Source organism: Gordonia sp. SCSIO 19800 (assembly GCF_018132775.1).
GTDB lineage: Bacteria > Actinomycetota > Actinomycetes > Mycobacteriales > Mycobacteriaceae > Gordonia > Gordonia hongkongensis.
The window spans coordinates 1-17958 of the sequence record NZ_JAGRQM010000034.1; the positions used below are offsets into that span (position 1 = coordinate 1).

General features: G+C 67.8%; 14 protein-coding genes. 4 read left to right on the plus strand and 10 right to left on the minus strand.

The window, feature by feature from the left end:
- Positions 1-206: 206 nt before the first annotated feature.
- The 6 genes from KB201_RS23260 to KB201_RS23285 all read right to left on the minus strand — a co-directional run bounded on the left by KB201_RS23260 (position 207) and on the right by KB201_RS23285 (position 9164).
- Positions 207-2126 (minus strand): ABC transporter ATP-binding protein, encoded by a 1920-nt coding sequence (locus tag KB201_RS23260; protein WP_211540660.1) that lies wholly within the window; start codon positions 2124-2126, stop codon positions 207-209.
- Positions 2123-3856, minus strand: coding sequence for an ABC transporter ATP-binding protein (locus tag KB201_RS23265; protein ID WP_211540662.1), 1734 nt, complete (start codon positions 3854-3856; stop codon positions 2123-2125). The genes KB201_RS23260 and KB201_RS23265 overlap by 4 nt, the downstream gene beginning before the upstream one ends.
- Before the next feature lie 132 nt (positions 3857-3988).
- Positions 3989-4798, minus strand: coding sequence for a family 1 encapsulin nanocompartment shell protein (locus KB201_RS23270; protein WP_058253785.1), 810 nt, complete (start codon positions 4796-4798; stop codon positions 3989-3991).
- Positions 4799-4833: 35 nt separating this feature from the next.
- Positions 4834-5838, minus strand: a complete 1005-nt coding sequence (locus KB201_RS23275) for a Dyp-type peroxidase (protein ID WP_211540665.1) — start codon at positions 5836-5838, stop codon at positions 4834-4836.
- Between the two features lie 98 nt (positions 5839-5936).
- A complete protein-coding gene (locus KB201_RS23280; protein ID WP_211540667.1) occupies positions 5937-7610 on the minus strand; it encodes an FAD-binding dehydrogenase in 1674 nt (557 codons plus the stop codon).
- A 75-nt stretch (positions 7611-7685) separates the two neighbouring features.
- Positions 7686-9164 (minus strand): amidase, encoded by a 1479-nt coding sequence (locus KB201_RS23285; protein ID WP_211540670.1) that lies wholly within the window; start codon positions 9162-9164, stop codon positions 7686-7688.
- Between the two features lie 437 nt (positions 9165-9601).
- On the opposite strand from KB201_RS23285, the gene KB201_RS23290 reads away from it, so the two are divergent.
- On the plus strand, positions 9602-10567 hold the full coding sequence (locus KB201_RS23290; RefSeq protein WP_065632259.1) for an alpha/beta hydrolase family protein: 966 nt from the start codon (positions 9602-9604) through the stop codon (positions 10565-10567).
- Between the two features lie 674 nt (positions 10568-11241).
- Here KB201_RS23290 and KB201_RS23295 read toward each other — a convergent pair.
- Together KB201_RS23295 and KB201_RS23300 are read right to left on the minus strand one after the other, a co-directional pair.
- A complete protein-coding gene (locus KB201_RS23295) occupies positions 11242-12594 on the minus strand; it encodes a DUF3068 domain-containing protein (protein ID WP_058253789.1) in 1353 nt (450 codons plus the stop codon).
- 99 nt (positions 12595-12693) lie between these two features.
- Positions 12694-14061: an AarF/ABC1/UbiB kinase family protein gene (locus tag KB201_RS23300; RefSeq protein ID WP_211540671.1), complete on the minus strand. Its 1368-nt coding sequence runs from the start codon at positions 14059-14061 to the stop codon at positions 12694-12696.
- A 219-nt stretch (positions 14062-14280) separates the two neighbouring features.
- On the opposite strand from KB201_RS23300, the gene KB201_RS23305 reads away from it, so the two are divergent.
- From KB201_RS23305 to KB201_RS23315, 3 genes are all read left to right on the plus strand, one after another.
- Entirely contained in the window at positions 14281-15324 is a 1044-nt protein-coding gene (locus KB201_RS23305; protein WP_211540673.1) for an NAD(P)-dependent alcohol dehydrogenase, read from the plus strand.
- Between the two features lie 134 nt (positions 15325-15458).
- Complete coding sequence (locus KB201_RS23310) at positions 15459-15668, plus strand: hypothetical protein (protein WP_211540676.1); 210 nt, start codon at positions 15459-15461, stop codon at positions 15666-15668.
- A gap of 32 nt (positions 15669-15700) precedes the next feature.
- A complete protein-coding gene (locus KB201_RS23315; protein ID WP_211540678.1) occupies positions 15701-16807 on the plus strand; it encodes a hypothetical protein in 1107 nt (368 codons plus the stop codon).
- A 58-nt stretch (positions 16808-16865) separates the two neighbouring features.
- Here KB201_RS23315 and KB201_RS23320 read toward each other — a convergent pair whose 3' ends face one another.
- Together KB201_RS23320 and KB201_RS23325 are read right to left on the minus strand one after the other, a co-directional pair.
- Positions 16866-17471 (minus strand): flavodoxin family protein, encoded by a 606-nt coding sequence (locus KB201_RS23320; protein ID WP_058253793.1) that lies wholly within the window; start codon positions 17469-17471, stop codon positions 16866-16868.
- A gap of 39 nt (positions 17472-17510) precedes the next feature.
- Entirely contained in the window at positions 17511-17945 is a 435-nt protein-coding gene (locus tag KB201_RS23325) for an SRPBCC family protein (protein ID WP_058253794.1), read from the minus strand.
- Between the last annotated feature and the right edge of the window lie 13 nt (positions 17946-17958).

The following is a 17958-nucleotide window of genomic DNA, read 5'->3' on the forward strand; positions in this document are numbered from 1 at the left end:
AACTCGGATACGAAGTCACCATCACACCCCACGGAGCGGCCTGAGCAGCCACCTCACCACACTCTTCGGATTAGGGACCAATGGGTGTGTGGCGCTCTCGGATTAGGGAGCGGGTGGGGACGCGCTTTTCCTGCTCCCTAAGGTGCGAGCGAAGCGAGCCTTCTTGTGCTCCCTGAGGAGCGAGCTTGCGAGCGTCACGAAGGGTCTCAGCTCGCCTCGATGGCCCCGGTGAACTGGCTTTCGTACAGCCGGCAGTAGGCGCCGCGGGCCGCGAGCAGTTCGTCGTGGTTGCCCTGCTCGACGATGTGCCCGTCCTCCATGACGACGATGACGTCGGCGTCGCGCACCGTGGAGAGTCGGTGCGCGATGACGAAACTCGTGCGATCCGACCGCAGATTGGCCATCGCCTTCTGGATGAGCAGCTCGGTGCGGGTGTCGACGGAACTCGTCGCCTCGTCGAGGATGAGGATCGTGGGCCGGGCGAGGAAGGCCCGCGCGATCGTGATGAGCTGCCGCTCACCGGCACTCACGCCACCGCCCTCGTCGTCGAGCACGGTGTCATAGCCGTCGGGGAGGGTGCGCACGAAGTGGTGGACATGACTCATCCGGGCGGCGTCGAGCACCTCCTCTCGCGAGGCGGTGGGATCGCCGTAGGCGATGTTGTCGTAGATCGTGCCGCCGAACAGCCACGAGTCCTGCAGCACCATGCCGGTGCGCTCGCGCAGGTCGTCGCGCGTCATGTCCGTGGAGTCGACGCCGTCGACCCGGATGACACCGGAATCAACGTCGTAGAACCGCATGATCAGGTTGACCAGGGTGGTCTTGCCCGCGCCGGTCGGGCCGACGATCGCGACCATGTGCCCGGGGCGCGCCACCAGGCTGAGATTCTCGATCAGCGGCTTGTCCTCGACGTAGCGGAAGGAGACGTCGTCGAACTCGATGAGTCCCTTGTCCTCGGCGGGCGTCTTCGGATTCGCGGCGTCGGGCGACTGCTCGTCGGCGTCCAGGATGTCGAAGATCCGCTCGGCGGAGGCGACGCCGCTCTGCATCAGGTTGATCATCGAACCGATCTGCGTCAGCGGCTGCGTGAACTGGCGCGAGTACTGGATGAACGCCTGCACCTCACCGAGACTCAGCGAGCCCGACGCCACGCGCAGACCACCGACGACCGCGACCGCCACGTAGTTGAGGTTTCCCAGGAACATGATCGTCGGCATGATGACGCCGGAGATGAACTGCGCGCGCCAACTCGACTCGTACAGTTTCTCGTTGCGTTCGTCGAAGGTCGCCTCGATCTCGCGCTGACGACCGAAGGCGGTCACCAGCTCATGCCCGGTGAAGGCCTCCTCGACTTGAGCATTGAGCGCGCCCGTCGACGACCACTGGGCCGAGAAGTGCGGCTTCGAACGCTTCGCGATGATGCCGGTCGCGATGATCGCCAGCGGCACCGTGGCCACCGCGATGAGCGCCAGCAGCGGCGAGATCCAGATCATCATGATCAGCAGCGCGATCACCGTCAGCACCGAGTTCGCGAACTGGGAGATGGTCTGCTGCATGCTCTGTGACAGGTTGTCGAGATCGTTGGTCACCCGGCTCAACAGCTCGCCGCGCGGCATCGTGTCGTAGTAGCGCAGCGGCAGGCGATGCACCTTGGCCTCGACGTCGTCGCGGAGCCGGCGGATGGTGCCGACGACGACGATGTTCAGCAGGTACCCGGCGAGCCAGGCGAGCGCAGAGGACACCACGTACAGCACGAGGGTGATCAGCAGCACGCGCCCCACGGCGCCGAAATCGACTCCGACGCCGGGGGTCACGTCCATCGACGAGACCATGTCGGCGAACGTGTCGTCACCGCTCTCGCGGAGCCCGGCCACCGCCTGTTCCTTGGTGAGCCCCTCGGGCAGGGTGCGGCCGATCACGCCGTCGAAGACGAGGTCGGTGGCGTAACCCAGCACGCGGGGCGCGATCGCGATCAGCACGACCGAGCCGACCAGCGACGCGAGCGTGACCGTCATCAGCAGTCGGTACGACGCGAGCTGTGCGACAACGCGTTTGACCGACGGCCAGAACGAGCGAGGCTTGGATTCGGGTCCGGCCGCCATCGGCGGGCCTCCGGGCCGGGTCATGAGCGCTCCTCCATCGCCATCTGCGATTCGACGATCTCGGCGTAGGTCGGGCACGACTGCCGCAGGTCGTCGTGGGTACCGAGCCCGACGACCCGGCCGCGATCGAGCACGACGATCTGCTCGGCGTCGACGATGGTCGAGATGCGTTGCGCCACGACGATGACCGCGGCGTCGCGGGTGGCGGGGCGCAGTGCGGCGCGCAGCCGCGCATCGGTGGTCAGGTCGAGCGCGGAGAACGAGTCGTCGAAGAGGTAGATCGCGGGCCGCCGGATGAGGGCGCGTGCGATCGCCAGGCGCTGCCGCTGCCCGCCGGAGACGGTCGTCCCGCCCTGGGACACCTTGGTGTCCAGGCCGTCGGGCATCGCGGACACGAAGTCCTCCGCCTGCGCGATGCGCAGCGCCTCCCAGATCTCGTCGTCGGTGGCGTCGGCCTTGCCGTGCAGCAGGTTCGAGCGGATGGTTCCCGAGAACAGGTACGGCCGCTGGGGCACCAGACCGACGACCGACCGGAGCTCGTCGGGATCGAGTCGCTTGACGTCGGTGCCGCCGACCCGGACCGTGCCGGAGGTCGTGTCGATCAGCCGCGGCACCAGCCCGACGAGGGTGGTCTTGCCCGACCCCGTCGAGCCGACGATCGCGGTCGTGGTGCCCGGCTCGACGCGGAAGTCGATGCCGCTCAACACCGGGTCGTCGGCGCCGGGATAGCGGAACTCGGCGGCATCGAACTCCACCGTGCCGGGGTGGGTGGCGAAACCGACCGGTTCACTCGGCGGATGGACCGAGGTGTCGGTGGCGAGGACCTCGGAGATGCGTTCGGCGCAGACCGCCGCGCGCGGGGCCATCATCGCCAGGAACGACGCCATCATCACCGACATCAGGATCTGCATCACGTAGCTCATCACCGCGGTCAGTGCGCCGATCTCCAGCGAACCGTCGGAGACCGCGTGCCCGCCGAACCAGATCACTGCGACGATGGTGACGTTGGTGATCACCATGACGACCGGGAACATCAGGGCCATCAACCGGCCGACGTGCAGGGTCGCGTCGGCGAGGTGGTCGTTGGCGACCGCGAAACGCTTGCGTTCGTAGTCTTCTCGCACGAACGCCCGCACAACCCGGATGCCGGTGATCTGCTCGCGCAGGACGCGGTTGACGTTGTCGATCCGTTCCTGCATCGCCCGGAAGCCGGGGATCATCTTCGCGATGATGGCCCCCATCGACACCCCGAGGATGGGCACCGCGATGGCGATGACCCAGGACAGGGCCGGCGCCTCCCGGACGCCCATGACGATCCCGCCGATACACATGATCGGCGCCATCACCAGGATCGCGCTGCTCATCACGATGAGCAGCTGCACCTGCTGGACGTCGTTGGTGGTGCGGGTGATCAGTGACGGCGCGCCGAACGTGCCGACCTCGCGTGCGGAGAAGGAGTTCACCCGATGCAGGAGGTCGCCCCGGATGTCGCGCCCGACCCCGAGCGCGGCGCGCGCGCCGAAGTACTGCGCGGTCACCGTCACGATGATCTGGGCGACGCTCACCAGCAGCATCCAGCCGCCGATGCGCAGGATGTAACCGGTGTCCCCGCGGGCGACGCCGTTGTCGATGATGTCGGCGTTGAGGCTCGGCAGGTACAGCATCGCGATGGTCGCCAGCAGTTGCAGCACGATGACGAGCACGACGTTGATGCGGTACCGGGAGAGGTAGGTGCGGACGAGTCGGGTCAGCATCTGGCCGCCGGGAGGGAGGACCGGCCGGAGTTCACTGCGATCACCTGCGCCAGACTAGTTGCCGCTCGCAACGGACGCCGCCGAGTATCTGCCCACCGGGAATCCGCGCAGGCGGGGACCGCGGGCAGGTGCTCAGACGGTGGGCGGCTCGGTCAGCGCGACGGCTGCCTCGGCGGTGTGGGTGAGGAAGGTGAACGACTCCTGGAAGTACAGGTTCACCACGTCGGCGTCGTGTGAGTCGTAGCCGATGGACACGTCCTGGCCGATGGTCAGTTCGAAGTCGCCGCCGCGGGTGCTCATCACGAACGCGCCGCTGATCGCGGGCGCCCACACGATGTCGCCGGTGAACAGGCGCTGGATGTGTTCGAGGATCGGGTAGCCGTGGTTCGACGTCTCGTTGACCTGGGTGTAGGCCTCGGCCGACAGGGCCACCGCGTACGGACCGTCGACCGACGCCAGGCGCAGTGTGCTCAGCGCCTGGCTGACCGCCTCCGGGTAGTCGCGCACGTCGGCGGGCAGCGGGATCGGGGTGGCGGCGGCCTCGGCGCGGATGCCGGTGATCGACGCCGCGGCGTAACCCTCGAAGATCGCCCGGTCCTCGGCGAGCGCGAGTTCGCGTGCGGCCTCCACGACCGGGTCCCAGTCGGAGTCTTTGGCGCCGCGGTCGACGTCGTCGATGGCCTCGCGGGACACCGTGAACGGGACCTTGAGTTCCACCAGCGACTGGGTGCGCCGCTGGAAGGCGGTGATCCCCTGCGACGGTGAGTCGATCTTGGTGCGATGTCCGAGCGTCACCGATGCGGTGTCGGAGCCGAGCGGCCCGGTCACGTCGACGAGGCGACGGCCCGCGACGTTGCGTTTGAACGAGCGCGTCGCCTCCTCCTCGATCTCCGCCCACGCCGCGTCGGAGATCGGCGCGAGTTCGCGATGCAGGTTGTTCATGGTGTCCTCCTGGTGCGGTGGTCGGAAGGGTGTCGTCAGTGCAGTGAACCGATGCCGAGCGAGCCGTCGGAACGCGTTGTCGGGGCGGGGGAAGCCGTGGGTGCGGCGTCGGGCGCGGGTGGCAGGTCTTCGAGGAAGTCGAGTGTCGGGGTGAAGAACTGGGCCCCGGTGACCGCGGTGGTGAAGTCGAGGAGGCGGTCGTAGGTGCCGGGCGGGTCGCCGATGAACATCTTGCGCAGCATCTCCTCGGTGACGTCGGGCGCTGCCGAGTAGGCGATGTAGAACGTGCCGTTGACACCGGCACCCGAGACGTCGCCGTACGGCATGTTGTCCCGCACGACGTCGATCTCCTCGCCGTTCTCGTCCTCGACGACGTTCAGCGCGATGTGGGAGTTCGGGGGCTTCACGTCGTCGGCCATCTCGACGTTGTCGAGCTTGGTCCGCCCGATCGCGGCTTCCTGCTCCTCGGTGCTCAGGTCGTTCCACGACGACAGGTCGTGTATGTAACGCTGGATGGCGACGTAGCTGCCGCCCTCGAAGTCCGGGTCCTCCCCGCCGACCGTGATCGCGTCGATCGCCGCCTGTCCGATCGGGTTCTCGGTGCCGTCGACGAAGCCGATGAGGTCGCGCAGGTCGAAGTAGCGGAACCCGTGCACTTCGTCGACGACGGTGACCGCGTCCCCGAATGCCTCGGTGATCTTGGCGCCGAGTTTGTAACACAGGCCCATGTCGTCGGACTTGATGTGCACGAGCAGATCGGCGGGCGTCGCCGGGGCGGTGTGGACATCGCCCTCGTAGGGGACGAACGGCCGCAACGAGCGTGGTCGCGGGCCGGTGAACAGGCGGTCCCACGCCGCGGAGCCGATCGACACGATCCCGGCCAGTGCCGCCTCGGGAGCCCGCGAGGACACCGCGTTGTTCAAACCGGGGATGTCTTCCAGCGCAGCGCGAACCGCGTCTTCACCGCCGTCGTCGATGGTGAAGACGAGGAAGATCGCCGACTTGGTCTTCCGCGTCAGGATCGTCTGGGGCACCGGCACGCTGAACACACTAGCCCATGCGTACAAACCGTGGGGCAGCAGATCGTGCCGCGAATGTATAGGGCAGGCAACCCTTTTCGACGCTGACCGGTGACGGGTCAGCGGCGCGTTGTGGCCCGCGCCACCGCCCGGCCGGCGGCGCGGCCGGAGAAGATGCATCCGCCGAGGAACGTCCCCTCGAGTGCGTTGTACCCGTGGACGCCACCGCCGCCGAAGCCCGCGACCTCGCCGGCGGCGAACAGGCCGTCGAAGGCGGTGCCGTCCGGCCGCAGGACCTGGGAGTCGAGATTGGTCTCGAGCCCGCCCAGGGTCTTGCGGGTCAGGATGTTGAGCCGGACCGCGATCAGCGGGCCGTGTTCGGGATCGAGCAGTCGATGCGGCTTGGCGACCCGAACGATCTTGTCGCCGACGAACTGTCGGGCATTGGTGATCGCCATCAGCTGTGCGTCCTTGGAGAACTTGTTGCCGATCTCGGCGTCGCGTGCGGAGATGATGCGTTCGAGGTGCGCGAGGTCGAGTTCGGGGCCGCGGGCGATCTTGTTCATCCCGGCGACCAGTTCCGGGAGGTTGTCGGCGACCACGAAGTCGACGCCGTTGCGCACGAAGGCGTCGACCGGTCCCGCGGCGCCCTTCGCCAGCCGGCTCTTCGCGGCCAGCTTGACGTCCTTCGCGGTGATGTCGGGGTTCTGCTCCGAACCCGACAGCATGAACTCCTTCTCCACGATCGTCTGGGTGAGGACGAACCACGAATAGTCGTGGCCGGCCGCCAGGATGGCCTTCATCGTCGAGATGGTGTCGAAACCGGGGAAGTTCGGCGGTGCGAGGCGGTTGCCGTTGGCGTCGAGCCACAGCGAGGACGGGCCGGGGATGATGCGGATCGCGTGGTCGGGCCAGATCGGGTCCCAGTTGTGGATGCCCTCGGTGTAATGCCACATCCGGTCACGGTTGACGATGTTCGCGCCGGCGGTCTCGCTGATCTCCAGCATCCGGCCGTCGACGTGCGCCGGGACACCCGAGATCATCGTCTCCGGCGCGGGACCGAGACGGTCGACTGGCCAGTTCTTGCGGATCAGGTCGTGATTGTGGCCGATGCCGCCCGAGGTGACGATGACCGACCCGGCACGGATCTCGAAGTCGCCCACCACATCCCGGTTCGACGCCTGGCCGCGTTCGGCGTCGGTCGGGGCGAGCGTGACACCCCGTACGCCGACGGCGGCGCCGTCGTCGACGATGAGCTCGTCGACGCGATGCCGGAACCGGAACTCGACGAGCCCGCGCTTCTCCGCCTCCAGGACCGGCTCGGCGAAGACCCGCACGACCTCGGGTCCGGTTCCCCAGGTGAGGTGGAAGCGGGGCACCGAGTTGCCGTGGCCGTCGGCGAATCCGCCGCCGCGTTCGGCCCACCCGACGATCGGGGTGATGCGCAACCCGAGGTCGTGAAGGTACTGCCGTTTCTCGGTGGCCGCGAAGTCCACGTAGGCGCGGGCCCACTGGCGCGGCCAATAGTCCTCGTCGTCACGATCGAAACCGGCCGACCCCATCCAGTCCTGCAGGGCGAGATCCGCGGAGTCTTTGATGCCCAGCCGACGCTGCTCCGGCGTGTCCACCATGAACAACCCGCCCAGCGACCAGAATGCCTGCGCGCCAAGGTTGTTGCGATTCTCCTGGTCGACCACGACGACGCGGCGTCCGGCCGTGGTGAGTTCGTATGTCGCCACGAGACCCGCCAGTCCCGCGCCGACGACCACCGCGTCGGCCCCGTGCTCCGCCACCGCATCTCCTCACACCGCCAAAATGACCGGGCCGGTCCCGGGACATGTGCATTCGCAGACGAGATTAGCCCCGTACTACAGCGCGATGTCGGCGTACCGGTGGAACCACGGCGCGGCGGCTTCGAGGCCCGCCGCGAGGGCGAGGAGATCGCCGTCGGAACCGAGACGACCGACGAACTGCACGCCGAGCGGAAGGCCGGCATCGGTCCAGTGCAGCGGCACGCTCATCGCCGGCCGGCCCGTGAGGTTGGCGAGCTGCGTGTACGGCACCCAGCCGAGGCTCTCGTAGATGAGCTTGTCGACGATCCCCAAGCGGGAGATCGCACGCCCGGACCGCGCGCGGGAGGCGAGCCGCGACGCCCGCTGCAGCACCGGTGGCGTGGTCATCGACCCGACCCGCGGCGGCGGTACCGCGAGGGTGGGCGTCAGCAGCAGATCGTGGGTCTGGTGGAAGCGGTCGAGGGCCAGGACGTGGTCGTTGATGTGGTCGAGCGCGGTGAACAACGGGACGACGCCGGCGGCCCGGCCCAGTTCCGCCAGCGTCAGGGTGTCGGCCTCGAAGTGGGAGTCGGGAGCGCCGGTGAGGCGTCGGACCTCGTCGACCTGGGCGGCGCACTTGGCGAACCAGATGTCGAGGAAGTCGCGGGCGAGGGCGGCGTCGTCATGCGGCGGATCGACCTCCTCGACCTGGTGGCCGAGTTCGGTCAGGATCGACGCCGCGTGCTCGACCGCAGCGACGGCCTCCGGGTGCGGATTCGCGTTGATCGCCGAGATCGTGGTGTACCCGATCCGAAGCAACCGGGGCGGGGTCGCGATCCGGGCACTGTAGGTCTCGGTGTGCAGCGGCGCCGGGTAGGTCGACGACGGCGTCGGTCCGATCAGTGCGTCGTACAGTGCGGCAGCATCACGGACGGTCCGGGTCACCACACCTTCGACGCCCATCCCGAACAGCGGTTCACCGGTCTGCGGACCGAACGGCATCAGGCCACGCGAGCTCTTGAGCCCGAACAACCCGGTACACGCGGCCGGGATGCGGATGGAACCGCCGCCATCGCTCGCCCCGGCCGCCGGCACGATCCCGGCGGCCACCGCGGCCGCACTGCCGCCCGACGATCCGCCGGGGGTCACGTCGAGGTCCCACGGATTGCGTGCGGGACCCCACAGGGTGGGTTCGGTGATGGCCTTCGCGCCGAACTCGGGGGTGTTCGTCTTGCCGAAGACGACCAGGCCGGCGTCGAGGAACCGGCGCACGCCGAAGGAGTGTTCGCGGGCGATGTGGGTGGCGAGTGCGCGCGAGCCGCGGGTCGTCGGATACCCGCGGTAGTCCTGCGCGAGGTCCTTGATGAGGAACGGGACGCCGGCGAAAGGCCCGGTGAGGTCACTGCGGACGCGGGCGTCGGCTTCGGCGTCCATGCGGATCACGATGGCGTTGAGCGACGGATTGACAGCGTCTGCACGGGCTCGTGCGAGGTCGAGGAGTTCGGCGGCGGTCACCTCGCCGGCGGCCACGAGACCGGCCAGGGTGGTCGCGTCCGCGGACAGATACTCGCCCATGTGCACGTCCCGACCCTAGTTGTTCGGGGAGCGGGCCGAGCGGACTTGGCGCCGATGGCCCGGCCTGTCCGGCGCCCGGCCCGTCACCGGAGAACCGGACGTCACCGTTGCCCGCGCAAACCGGTAACGGGCCGATCGCGGCTGTGTGACCCGAACAGATGAAGAATTCGCCACATGCGCCGCCTATGTACGAAATGAGCTGTTCAGCGGCGACCGCTGTGACGTGTGCCACTGAAAGATGTCATCACAGGACTCGCTCTCGCCTTTGCCGAGGCGTTATCGTGCCGTTACACTTCAGCTCGACGGGTACCGCTGCCCGGGGGGACCAATACAATCCCCCTACGTACGACTCCGTATGCAAGCCCGCAGCAGTACCCGGTAGGCAAGACCCGCAAGCGGCCGGCTCCGGCCGTGGTGATCCAAAGGAAAACTGACGAATGCTGACACGCGCCCGTAAGCGCCTCGTCGCCGGACTCGTGGCTCTCGTGGCCGTGTCGGGTGCGACGCTGGTCGCAGCTCCGCCGGAGGCCTCCGCGGCCAACGGTTGCAATGTCGAGTACGTCCGCTCGAACGCCATGAACCGGACCGTGCCCGTGTGCATCGTCTCGGCCGGCGGTGGCGGACCCAAGCCGACGCTGTACCTGCTCGACGGACTCCGTGCCCCGAACAACAACAGCGGCTGGCTGATCAACACCGACGTCGCCCGCTACATGGCCGGCAAGGGCACCAACGTCGCCATCCCGTTCGGTGGCGCAGGCAGCTTCTACACCGACTGGCAGACCCCCGATCCCAAGCTGGGTGTCAACAAGTGGGAGACGTTCCTGACCCGCGAACTGCCGCGGTACATGGCTGCGCGTCACGGCAGCGACAGCCGTCGCAACGGCATCGCCGGACTCTCGATGTCGGGCACCTCGGCGCTGAACCTCGCATCGCGCCACCCGAACTTCTACAAGGCGGTCGCGTCCTACAGCGGCTACCCGACGGTCACCATGCCGGGCTTCACCCAGGGCATCATGGCCTCGGTCGCGGAGGTCGGCGGTAACCCGTTCAACATGTGGGGCTTCTACCCCGCGGGCACCTGGTTCCAGAACGACCCGTTCCTGAGCGCGGGCAACCTGGCGGGCAAGAACGTCTACGTCTCGTCCGGTAGCGGTGTCGGCAGCAAGTACGACTCGTCGGTCAACCCGGCCAGCGCCAACTTCGACCCCGTCAAGTTCGCGCAGATGATCCCGCTCGAGGTCGCCGCGTCGACCTCCAGCCAGCTCTACATCGGTCGCCTCGCGCTCGTCCCGGGCGTCAAGCTCACCACCCGGATCACCCCGGACGGTGCGCACTGGTGGGACTACTGGCAGAGCACCTTCAAGGAGTCGTGGGCCAAGACCTTCCGCCCCGCCTTCTTCTGAGTCAGACCCTCTGACAAGGGCCGGTGACCTTCGGGTCACCGGCCCTTGTCGTGCGGACCCCTCCTGCTCCCTGAGGAGCGAGCTTGCGAGCGTCACCCCCTGCTCCCTGAGGAGCGAGCTTCACCCCCTGCTCCCTGAGGAGCGAGCTTGCGAGCCCGACCTCTGCTCCCTGAGGAGCGAGCTTGCGAGCGTCACCCCTTGCTCCCTGAGGAGCGAGCTTGCGAGCGTCACCCCTTGCTCCCTGAGGAGCGAGCTTGCGAGCGTCACGAAGGGTCTTCGCAACCTCGGTCGCCGACCCTTCGTGACGCGCCCTCCGCAAGCTCCGGGCGCTCCTCAGGGAGCGGGGTTGGCCGCGCCCTCCGCAAGCTCCGGGCGCTCCTCAGGGAGCGGGGCTGGCCGCGCCCTCCGCAAGCTCTGGGCGCTCCTCAGGGAGCGGGATTGGCCGCGCCCTCCGCAAGCTCCGGGCGCTCCTCAGGGAGCGGAAGACACTCTGCCGCGCGCAACCCCTGCTGGCCGAGCAGCTCGTGCACGCGTAGCGTGCCCGCGCGTCCGTCGAGGTCACTTGGGTGGGCCGGCCTACGGAGGAGTGTGTCACCGCCCCTTAACCACAAACACAACACCGCGGGCGCATCCGGTGGTACCGGATGCGCCCGCGGTGGTCGTTGCGTCGCTGCCTATTCGGGCGGCGGCTGCTTGCGGAAGGTGCGCGTGGCCGAGTCGTCGGGCGGCGGCGTGTCACCGACCTTGGGGATCTGCTCGGTCGGCCGCTCCCACGGGTTGGCGCTCGCGGGTGCTGCACCGGCCGGCGGTGCGTCGCGATTGATCAGCGTGGTGTCGCGCTCGTCGGCGGGCGGTGTCGTCGGCGCCGGGGTGTCATCGACCCGGTTGTCGTCGCGGCGTCCGCGGAAGAGCAGCAGCGCGGCGGCGATCAACAGGATCACCCCGACGATGCCGAGGATGATCGGCACCCAGAAGCCGCCGACCTTCAGCTGGTCGACGTAGCCGCTGGCCTTGCTCGCCTGGTTGGAGACGGTGTCGTCGGTCCACTTGAAGGTGCCCTTCAGGGCGTCCATCCGGAACTCGCGCACCGCTTCCGGGGTGGCGTCGCTCTGGTCGGGCGACTTGAAGTACTGGTGCTGGTCCTCACGACCGTCGACGATGGTCCCGGTCTCCGGCTCGACCCACACGTGGCGGGTCGCGGCGGCGTACCGGTGCATCGTGATCGGGTCGTTCGCCCGCACTCCGCGCCCGGTGATGCCCCACCAGCGGGCAGGCATCGTCAGCATCGTGCCCAGAGCTGCTTCACCCTGCGCGTTGGGGAGGTTGGAGAGATCGGTCTCCGGGACGTCACACACGAAGTGATACGTGTTGATCCCGTCGATGGTCTCCTCGCCCTCGAACTTCGCCGCGCAGTCCTGGCGGGTGTTGAGGTCGTAGTACGGGTAGTCGCGCTGCTGCACGTCGAAACCGAACTTGTACTGGTATCCGGTGCGGTTGTCGATGGCGACCGACACGTCATTGACGTTGCCGCCCTCGGGGACCGCCTCGAGCTGCAGCGAGCTGACCGCCCCGTTGGGTGCCGAGGTCTTGCGGTTCACCGACACGCGGTCGATGGTCGCGGTCAGCAGACCGTCCTCACAGGTGCGGGTCTCGCCCGCAGCCGCGAAGCTGGGTTCGGTCTCGGTTCCCTCGGCGTCGCGCAGGCGGTCGATGCGCACGGTCTGCGCCGACTGCAGGCTCGCCTGGCGGCTGTCCGACGGTTCGATGATGATCGAGCGTCGCTGCTGGGTGAGATGCGCCTCGAGAGTGCGGGCACGATCCTCGGACACCGAGCAACGGTCGAAGATCACCGCCGGGAAGCGCTCTCCGGTCGAACCGTCCGCCGCCACCGTGGTCGCGTCGGAGGTGATGTCCAGATCGAGCGGAACCACCTTCAACTGCGGCACGAGGTAGAGCGGTATGGCGATGGCCGCCGCGATACACGCAGCGCCGAAGAAGGCCAGCACTGCCGGCACAAAACGTCTCATGTGTGACTCCTGGAATCAGCTGATCGCTCCCACCCTAACTGTCGCGTTTGCCACAGTTGGCCACAGTCGGTCCGACATGCCGGGATCCGCGGCGGGGAGTCAGCCCTGGGCGGCTCGACGATCGCGTTCCGCCTCCTTCAGGATGCCGGCCATGTAGCCGTAGATCTCCTTGTCGGACATGGCCTTCCACCGGGGCGCCAGCAGTTTCGTGTACTTCTCGACGTACAGCAACTGCTTACCCACGAGGACGAGTTCACGCGGGAGCCGTGCGTCGTGGGCCTTGGCGACGGCGGCGAGTTGCCGCCCGAGGTCGGTGTAGGACATCGAACCGAGGTCGGTGGTCGACAGCGGAGTCGTCACCTTCTTGATGTCCTCCGCGCCCTGCGACGTCGAACCCGGCTTGTGGACGGCGCCGAGGAGGAAGATCGCCCGGCCGGCGGACTCGTAGTCCCCGCGGACCACGAGGTCGACGACGAGCTGGCGGAGCATGCGCCGGGTGCGCGGGGTGAAACGCCCGACGATGCCGAAATCGAGGAGGACCAGCTTGCCCGCGTCGTCGACGAGGACGTTCCCGGCGTGCAGGTCCCCATGGAACAACCCGCCGTGGAATGCCGAGTCCAGTAGGGACAGCAGGAGGTTGCGGCACAGCGCGACTCCGTCGTGGCCTGCGGCGCGTACGGCCGCGACGTCGTCGATGCGGATGGCGTGGATTCGTTCCATGGTCAGCACGCGCTGCGTCGTGAAGTCGTCGTAGACGTGCGGCACGCGGACTCGGTCGCCGTACGGGCCCGGCTGCAGGCAGGCGAACCACTCGCGCATGGTGTCGGCCTCGATGCGGAAGTCCAGTTCGGCGTCGAGGCCGGCCGCGAAGTCCTCGACCACGTGCCGCGCGCTGAGCATCCGCCCGTACTCGGAGATCTCGACGAGGCCGGCGAGGCGTTCGAGGATCGCGACGTCGGGCGCCAGGCGGTCGGCGATGCCCGGACGCTGGATCTTGACGACCACCTCCTCGCCGCCGCGCAAGGTCGCGGTGTGCACCTGGGCGATCGACGCCGACGCGATGGGCACCGGATCGAACGTGGCGAAGACTTCCTCGGGCGCTCGGCCCAGTTCGGCGATGAACTGTGCACGCATGAGCGCGGGGTCGGCGGGTTTCACGCGGTCCAGGAGTGATTCGAACTCGGTGGACATCGATTCGGAGAAGACGCCGGGACTCGAGGCGATGAGCTGGCCGAGCTTCACGTAGGTCGGACCCAGGTGTTCGAACGTGGTCCGGATCTCGTGCGCGACGCGGGCGGCGCCGGGTGGGCGACCCCGTAGGGCGTCGCCTGCCGTGTGGAGGACGAAGCGTCCGACGCCCGCAGCCGCGTGAGCGGTGGTCGTCCCGAATCGCGTGAGCTCGGCGATCGGGGACACCGGGTGCAACTGCGTGCGCTGACCGTCGTCGACTGAGCTGTTGATCGTCACCGTCGGTCATTGTAACGATCATCGCCGACGGATCCAGTGGCCTCGCGCCCCGATGGACAGCACCCGCGACGCCGCGACGTGCCGTTATGGCAAGGAAAACGCGCGGGGGGCAGACTGGCGGGCGTCGGACACATGCATCAGCCCGCATCTGTTCGTGTGTCGTCGGTGCGTTGCGCATCGCCCATCTGCCACCCATCGAATGTGTACCCAGGAGTCCGCATGCCCACCACGGTCAACGCCTACATCGCGCCGGCAGCCGATCGCCCGCTCGAACCGACCACCATCGAACGACGCGACCTGGGCCCGCACGACGTGTCGATCGACATCGCGTTCGCCGGGATCTGTCATTCCGACATCCACACCGCCCGCGACGAGTGGGGCGGGACGAAGTTCCCGGTGGTGCCCGGCCACGAGATCGCCGGGACGGTCGCGGCCGTCGGCGACGACGTCACCCGGTACGCGGTCGGTGATCGGGTCGGCGTGGGCTGTTTCGTCGACTCGTGCCGCGAGTGCGAACCGTGCCGACTCGGCGAGGAGCAGTACTGCGAGCGGGGCAACGTGGGCACCTACAACGCCGTCGGCCGCGATGGGACACCCACGCACGGCGGATACAGCACGTCGATCGTCGTCGACGAGAACTACGTCCTGCGGATTCCCGACGGCATCGCACTCGACGAGGCAGCCCCGCTGCTGTGTGCCGGGATAACGCTCTACTCACCGCTGCGGCACTGGGGTGCCGGCCCGGGGAAGAAGGTGGCGATCGTCGGCCTGGGCGGGCTCGGTCACGTCGGGGTGAAGATCGCCCACGCGCTCGGCGCCGAGGTGACGGTGCTGTCGCAGTCGCTGAAGAAGATGGAGGACGGTCTGCGCCTCGGAGCCGACCACTATCACGCGACCGGCGACCCGCAGACCTTCCGTGAACTGCGCAGTTCGTTCGACCTCATCTTGAACACCGTGTCGGCCAACCTGCCGATCGGAAAATACCTCGGCATGCTCGCTCTCGACGGCACGCTGGTAGAACTCGGGCTGCCCGAACATCCGATCGACGTGCCCGCGGGTGCGCTGATCGGAAAGCGGCGCAGCTTCGCCGGCTCGATGATCGGCGGCATCGCACAGACCCAGGAGATGCTCGACTTCTGCGCCGAACACGGCATCGGTGCCGAGATCGAGGTGATCTCCGCGGACCGGATCAACGAGGCCTACGACCGCGTCGTGGCCTCGGATGTGCGCTACCGCTTCGTGATCGACACCTCGACGCTCTAGTACGGCTCGGTGACGGTCGACCGTCTCCGCGCTTGGTCGGTGTCCCGCCGGGTTTGCCCGCTGTGGTGAACGGGAACCCGTCCCTCTGACAGAGGCACCACCGAGCGACACCAACCGGAGGGTCGACGCACACGATGACCGAAGAACTGCCCATGGAGCCGGCCGAGACCGGTAAGCCGGACGCGACGCCGGATGATGCTCGACGCAAGGTCGACGAACTCGAGGAGCGGACTGTCGACGAACCCGACACGGACGAGCAGGTGGACCCCTCCGCCGCCACCGCCCGCGACGACGAGGACAACCCGGACTCCCCTGCGGCGGGGGAGTCCGAGCCGCCGGACTGAGGCCCCGCCTGATCATGACGGCAGAGACGCACATGACCACCGAGAACGACGATCCGCGGCGCGCCGGAGCGCTGCGGATCGTCGCCGAACACGGTCTTCCGGCCGCCCTGATCGAGCGCGGTGAGGACCGCTTCGAGCAGATCGCCGACGAGCTGTCACTGGAGTACCGCGGACACACCGTCACGAGGGACACCACACTGCAGATGACGCCGCGCGGTGATCTGGAGACCGTCTGGGGTACGGATGACTCGGCCGACGAGGTGGTCGTGTTCGTCACCGAGATGCCGCGGCTGTACAAGCCGCGGGACGCCGACGGCAACGATCGCAGCCCACGAAACCTTGTGGTGCTGGCCGAACTCGACCGCGAACGCAACGCCGCCGTCGTCTCGCTCCCAGCTCTCGGACCCGCTCCCCGGCGAGCGCTGCGGACCTTGATCTCCACCATCGCCGAGGCGGTGACCGGTGCGGGGTCCATGCGCGAGTTCGAGGAGCAGCGCGGCATCGTCGTCATCGGCGACGGCGACACCGAATACGTGTGCGCCGAGGGTTATTCGCGTCGTCTGAAGTTGATGGCCGGAATGGTTCGGGGAAATCGGCCGTGGCGGCTGATCCCGACCCTCACCGGCATGACCGCCGCAGCCGCCGCAGCGGCGTCGTTCGGCATCTTCTTCTCCACGATCTGGTCGATGGCCAATGCGCTGAGTGCGTGGCGTCTCGCAGCCATCACCCTGCTGTCGTTGGTGCTCGCCTCGCTGTGGCTCATCGTCAACAATCGCCTGTGGGAACGGGTGACGGTCACCGCGAAACCGCGTGCGCGCCTCTACAACATGGCGACGGTGTGCACCGTCGTGTTCAGCGCGGTGGTGCTGTACGCCGGGCTGTTCCTGGCGACACTGACGGCGGCGCTCATCGTCATCGAGGAGAACTTCCTCGCCTCGCAGCTCGGATATCCGGTGGGGTTGCGCAATTACGTGTACCTGGCATGGCTGGCGACGTCGATGGGGATCTTCGCCGGCGCCCTCGGTTCCAGTGCCGACAGCTACGACGACGTCCTGCGGGCCACCTACGGATACCGGGAGCGACTACGCCGCCAGGCTGCCGAGGACGCCGGTCATCTCGCGGACGGCGAGACGGCCTGAGCCGCACGACATCGGACAGCGACTGGGAGTCGACAAAGGTCGTCCGCGGACATCTTGCTCATTCGTACGGTGGAAAGCTGTTCTGCGACAGCAGTCGAGCGAGGTGTGCCGCGTTGCGGGCGGCGGCATGGGTGGCGGAGTCGACGGGGTCGGGAACCGAGTCGAGATCCTTGTAGTCGCGGCCGCCCATCGCCTCGTCGTTCCAGTAGGTGTTGCCCTGCCCGGGGATCGTGAACCCGATGTCGTTGAGCGCGCCGAAGACATCGGCGATGATCTTGTGGGCGCCGTCCTCGTTGCCGACGACACCGCACATCGCCACCTTGCCCAGCATCCCGGGGCGGCCGGCGTCGTCGGTCTCGGAGATCTCCGCGTCGAGGCGTTCCAGAACACGCTGGGTGACGCTGGACATGTGGCCCAGCCACGTCGGGGTCGCGATCACCAGGATGTCGGCGGCCGCAACCCGTTCGAAGAGCGCGGGCCACTCGTCACCGTCGCCCATGTCTCGTTCGACTCCCGGCCGGATGTCGAAATCCACCGCTCGGACGATGTCCCCGGTCACGCCCTGCTCGGCGAGTGCGTCCAGGATATGTCGGGCGATGAGCTCGCTGCTCGATTCAGCAGGAGAGGGTTTGAGGGTGCAGTTGATGGCGAGTGCTGTGGTCATGCCAGAAGGCGTACCCGCACCGACCCGGTTGCAACCCTGTCATCCCGCGTGGTTCTCGGCGAGCATCGCCAGCCGTTTCAGGCATTCGTTGAGGCGCGGCGACATGACGGTTTCCTGGATGGTCGGCGGAATCCATCTGAGCGGCGGGGTCTCCACGAACTCCTCCATGCCGATGAGGGAACCGTCACCGTCCTTCTCGATCGTCATGCGGATTCGTGCACGACCGAAAGGCCATCCGGCGGCCGACAATTCGAGAAGCCCGGCCTTCGACTCGACGGATTCCGTCTCGTCGTTGAGCAGAGCCGGCCACACCCCCGCCGAGTGATAGATCTTCGATCCGGGTTGCGGCCACGTGTGGTCGACGTTGCGGATGCGGGAGGCCCCGACGACCCACGAGGCGTACAGCCAGCCGTTGGACAGCACCGACCAGACCTGCGCCGGTGTGGCACTCGTATGACGTTCGACTCGGTTCATGCTCCGCTGCTCC

Excerpts from the sequence above, each read along its gene's own strand:
- KB201_RS23260 (WP_211540660.1), bottom strand. The coding sequence starts at position 2,126 with ATGACCCGGCCCGGAGGCCCGCCGATGGCGGCCGGACCCGAATCCAAG.
- KB201_RS23265 (WP_211540662.1), bottom strand. The coding sequence starts at position 3,856 with ATGCTGACCCGACTCGTCCGCACCTACCTCTCCCGGTACCGCATCAAC.
- KB201_RS23270 (WP_058253785.1), bottom strand. The coding sequence starts at position 4,798 with ATGAACAACCTGCATCGCGAACTCGCGCCGATCTCCGACGCGGCGTGG.
- KB201_RS23285 (WP_211540670.1), bottom strand. The coding sequence starts at position 9,164 with ATGGGCGAGTATCTGTCCGCGGACGCGACCACCCTGGCCGGTCTCGTG.
- KB201_RS23290 (WP_065632259.1), top strand. The coding sequence starts at position 9,602 with ATGCTGACACGCGCCCGTAAGCGCCTCGTCGCCGGACTCGTGGCTCTC.
- KB201_RS23295 (WP_058253789.1), bottom strand. The coding sequence starts at position 12,594 with ATGAGACGTTTTGTGCCGGCAGTGCTGGCCTTCTTCGGCGCTGCGTGT.
- KB201_RS23305 (WP_211540673.1), top strand. The coding sequence starts at position 14,281 with ATGCCCACCACGGTCAACGCCTACATCGCGCCGGCAGCCGATCGCCCG.
- KB201_RS23310 (WP_211540676.1), top strand. The coding sequence starts at position 15,459 with ATGACCGAAGAACTGCCCATGGAGCCGGCCGAGACCGGTAAGCCGGAC.
- KB201_RS23315 (WP_211540678.1), top strand. The coding sequence starts at position 15,701 with ATGACCACCGAGAACGACGATCCGCGGCGCGCCGGAGCGCTGCGGATC.
- KB201_RS23320 (WP_058253793.1), bottom strand. The coding sequence starts at position 17,471 with ATGACCACAGCACTCGCCATCAACTGCACCCTCAAACCCTCTCCTGCT.
- KB201_RS23325 (WP_058253794.1), bottom strand. The coding sequence starts at position 17,945 with ATGAACCGAGTCGAACGTCATACGAGTGCCACACCGGCGCAGGTCTGG.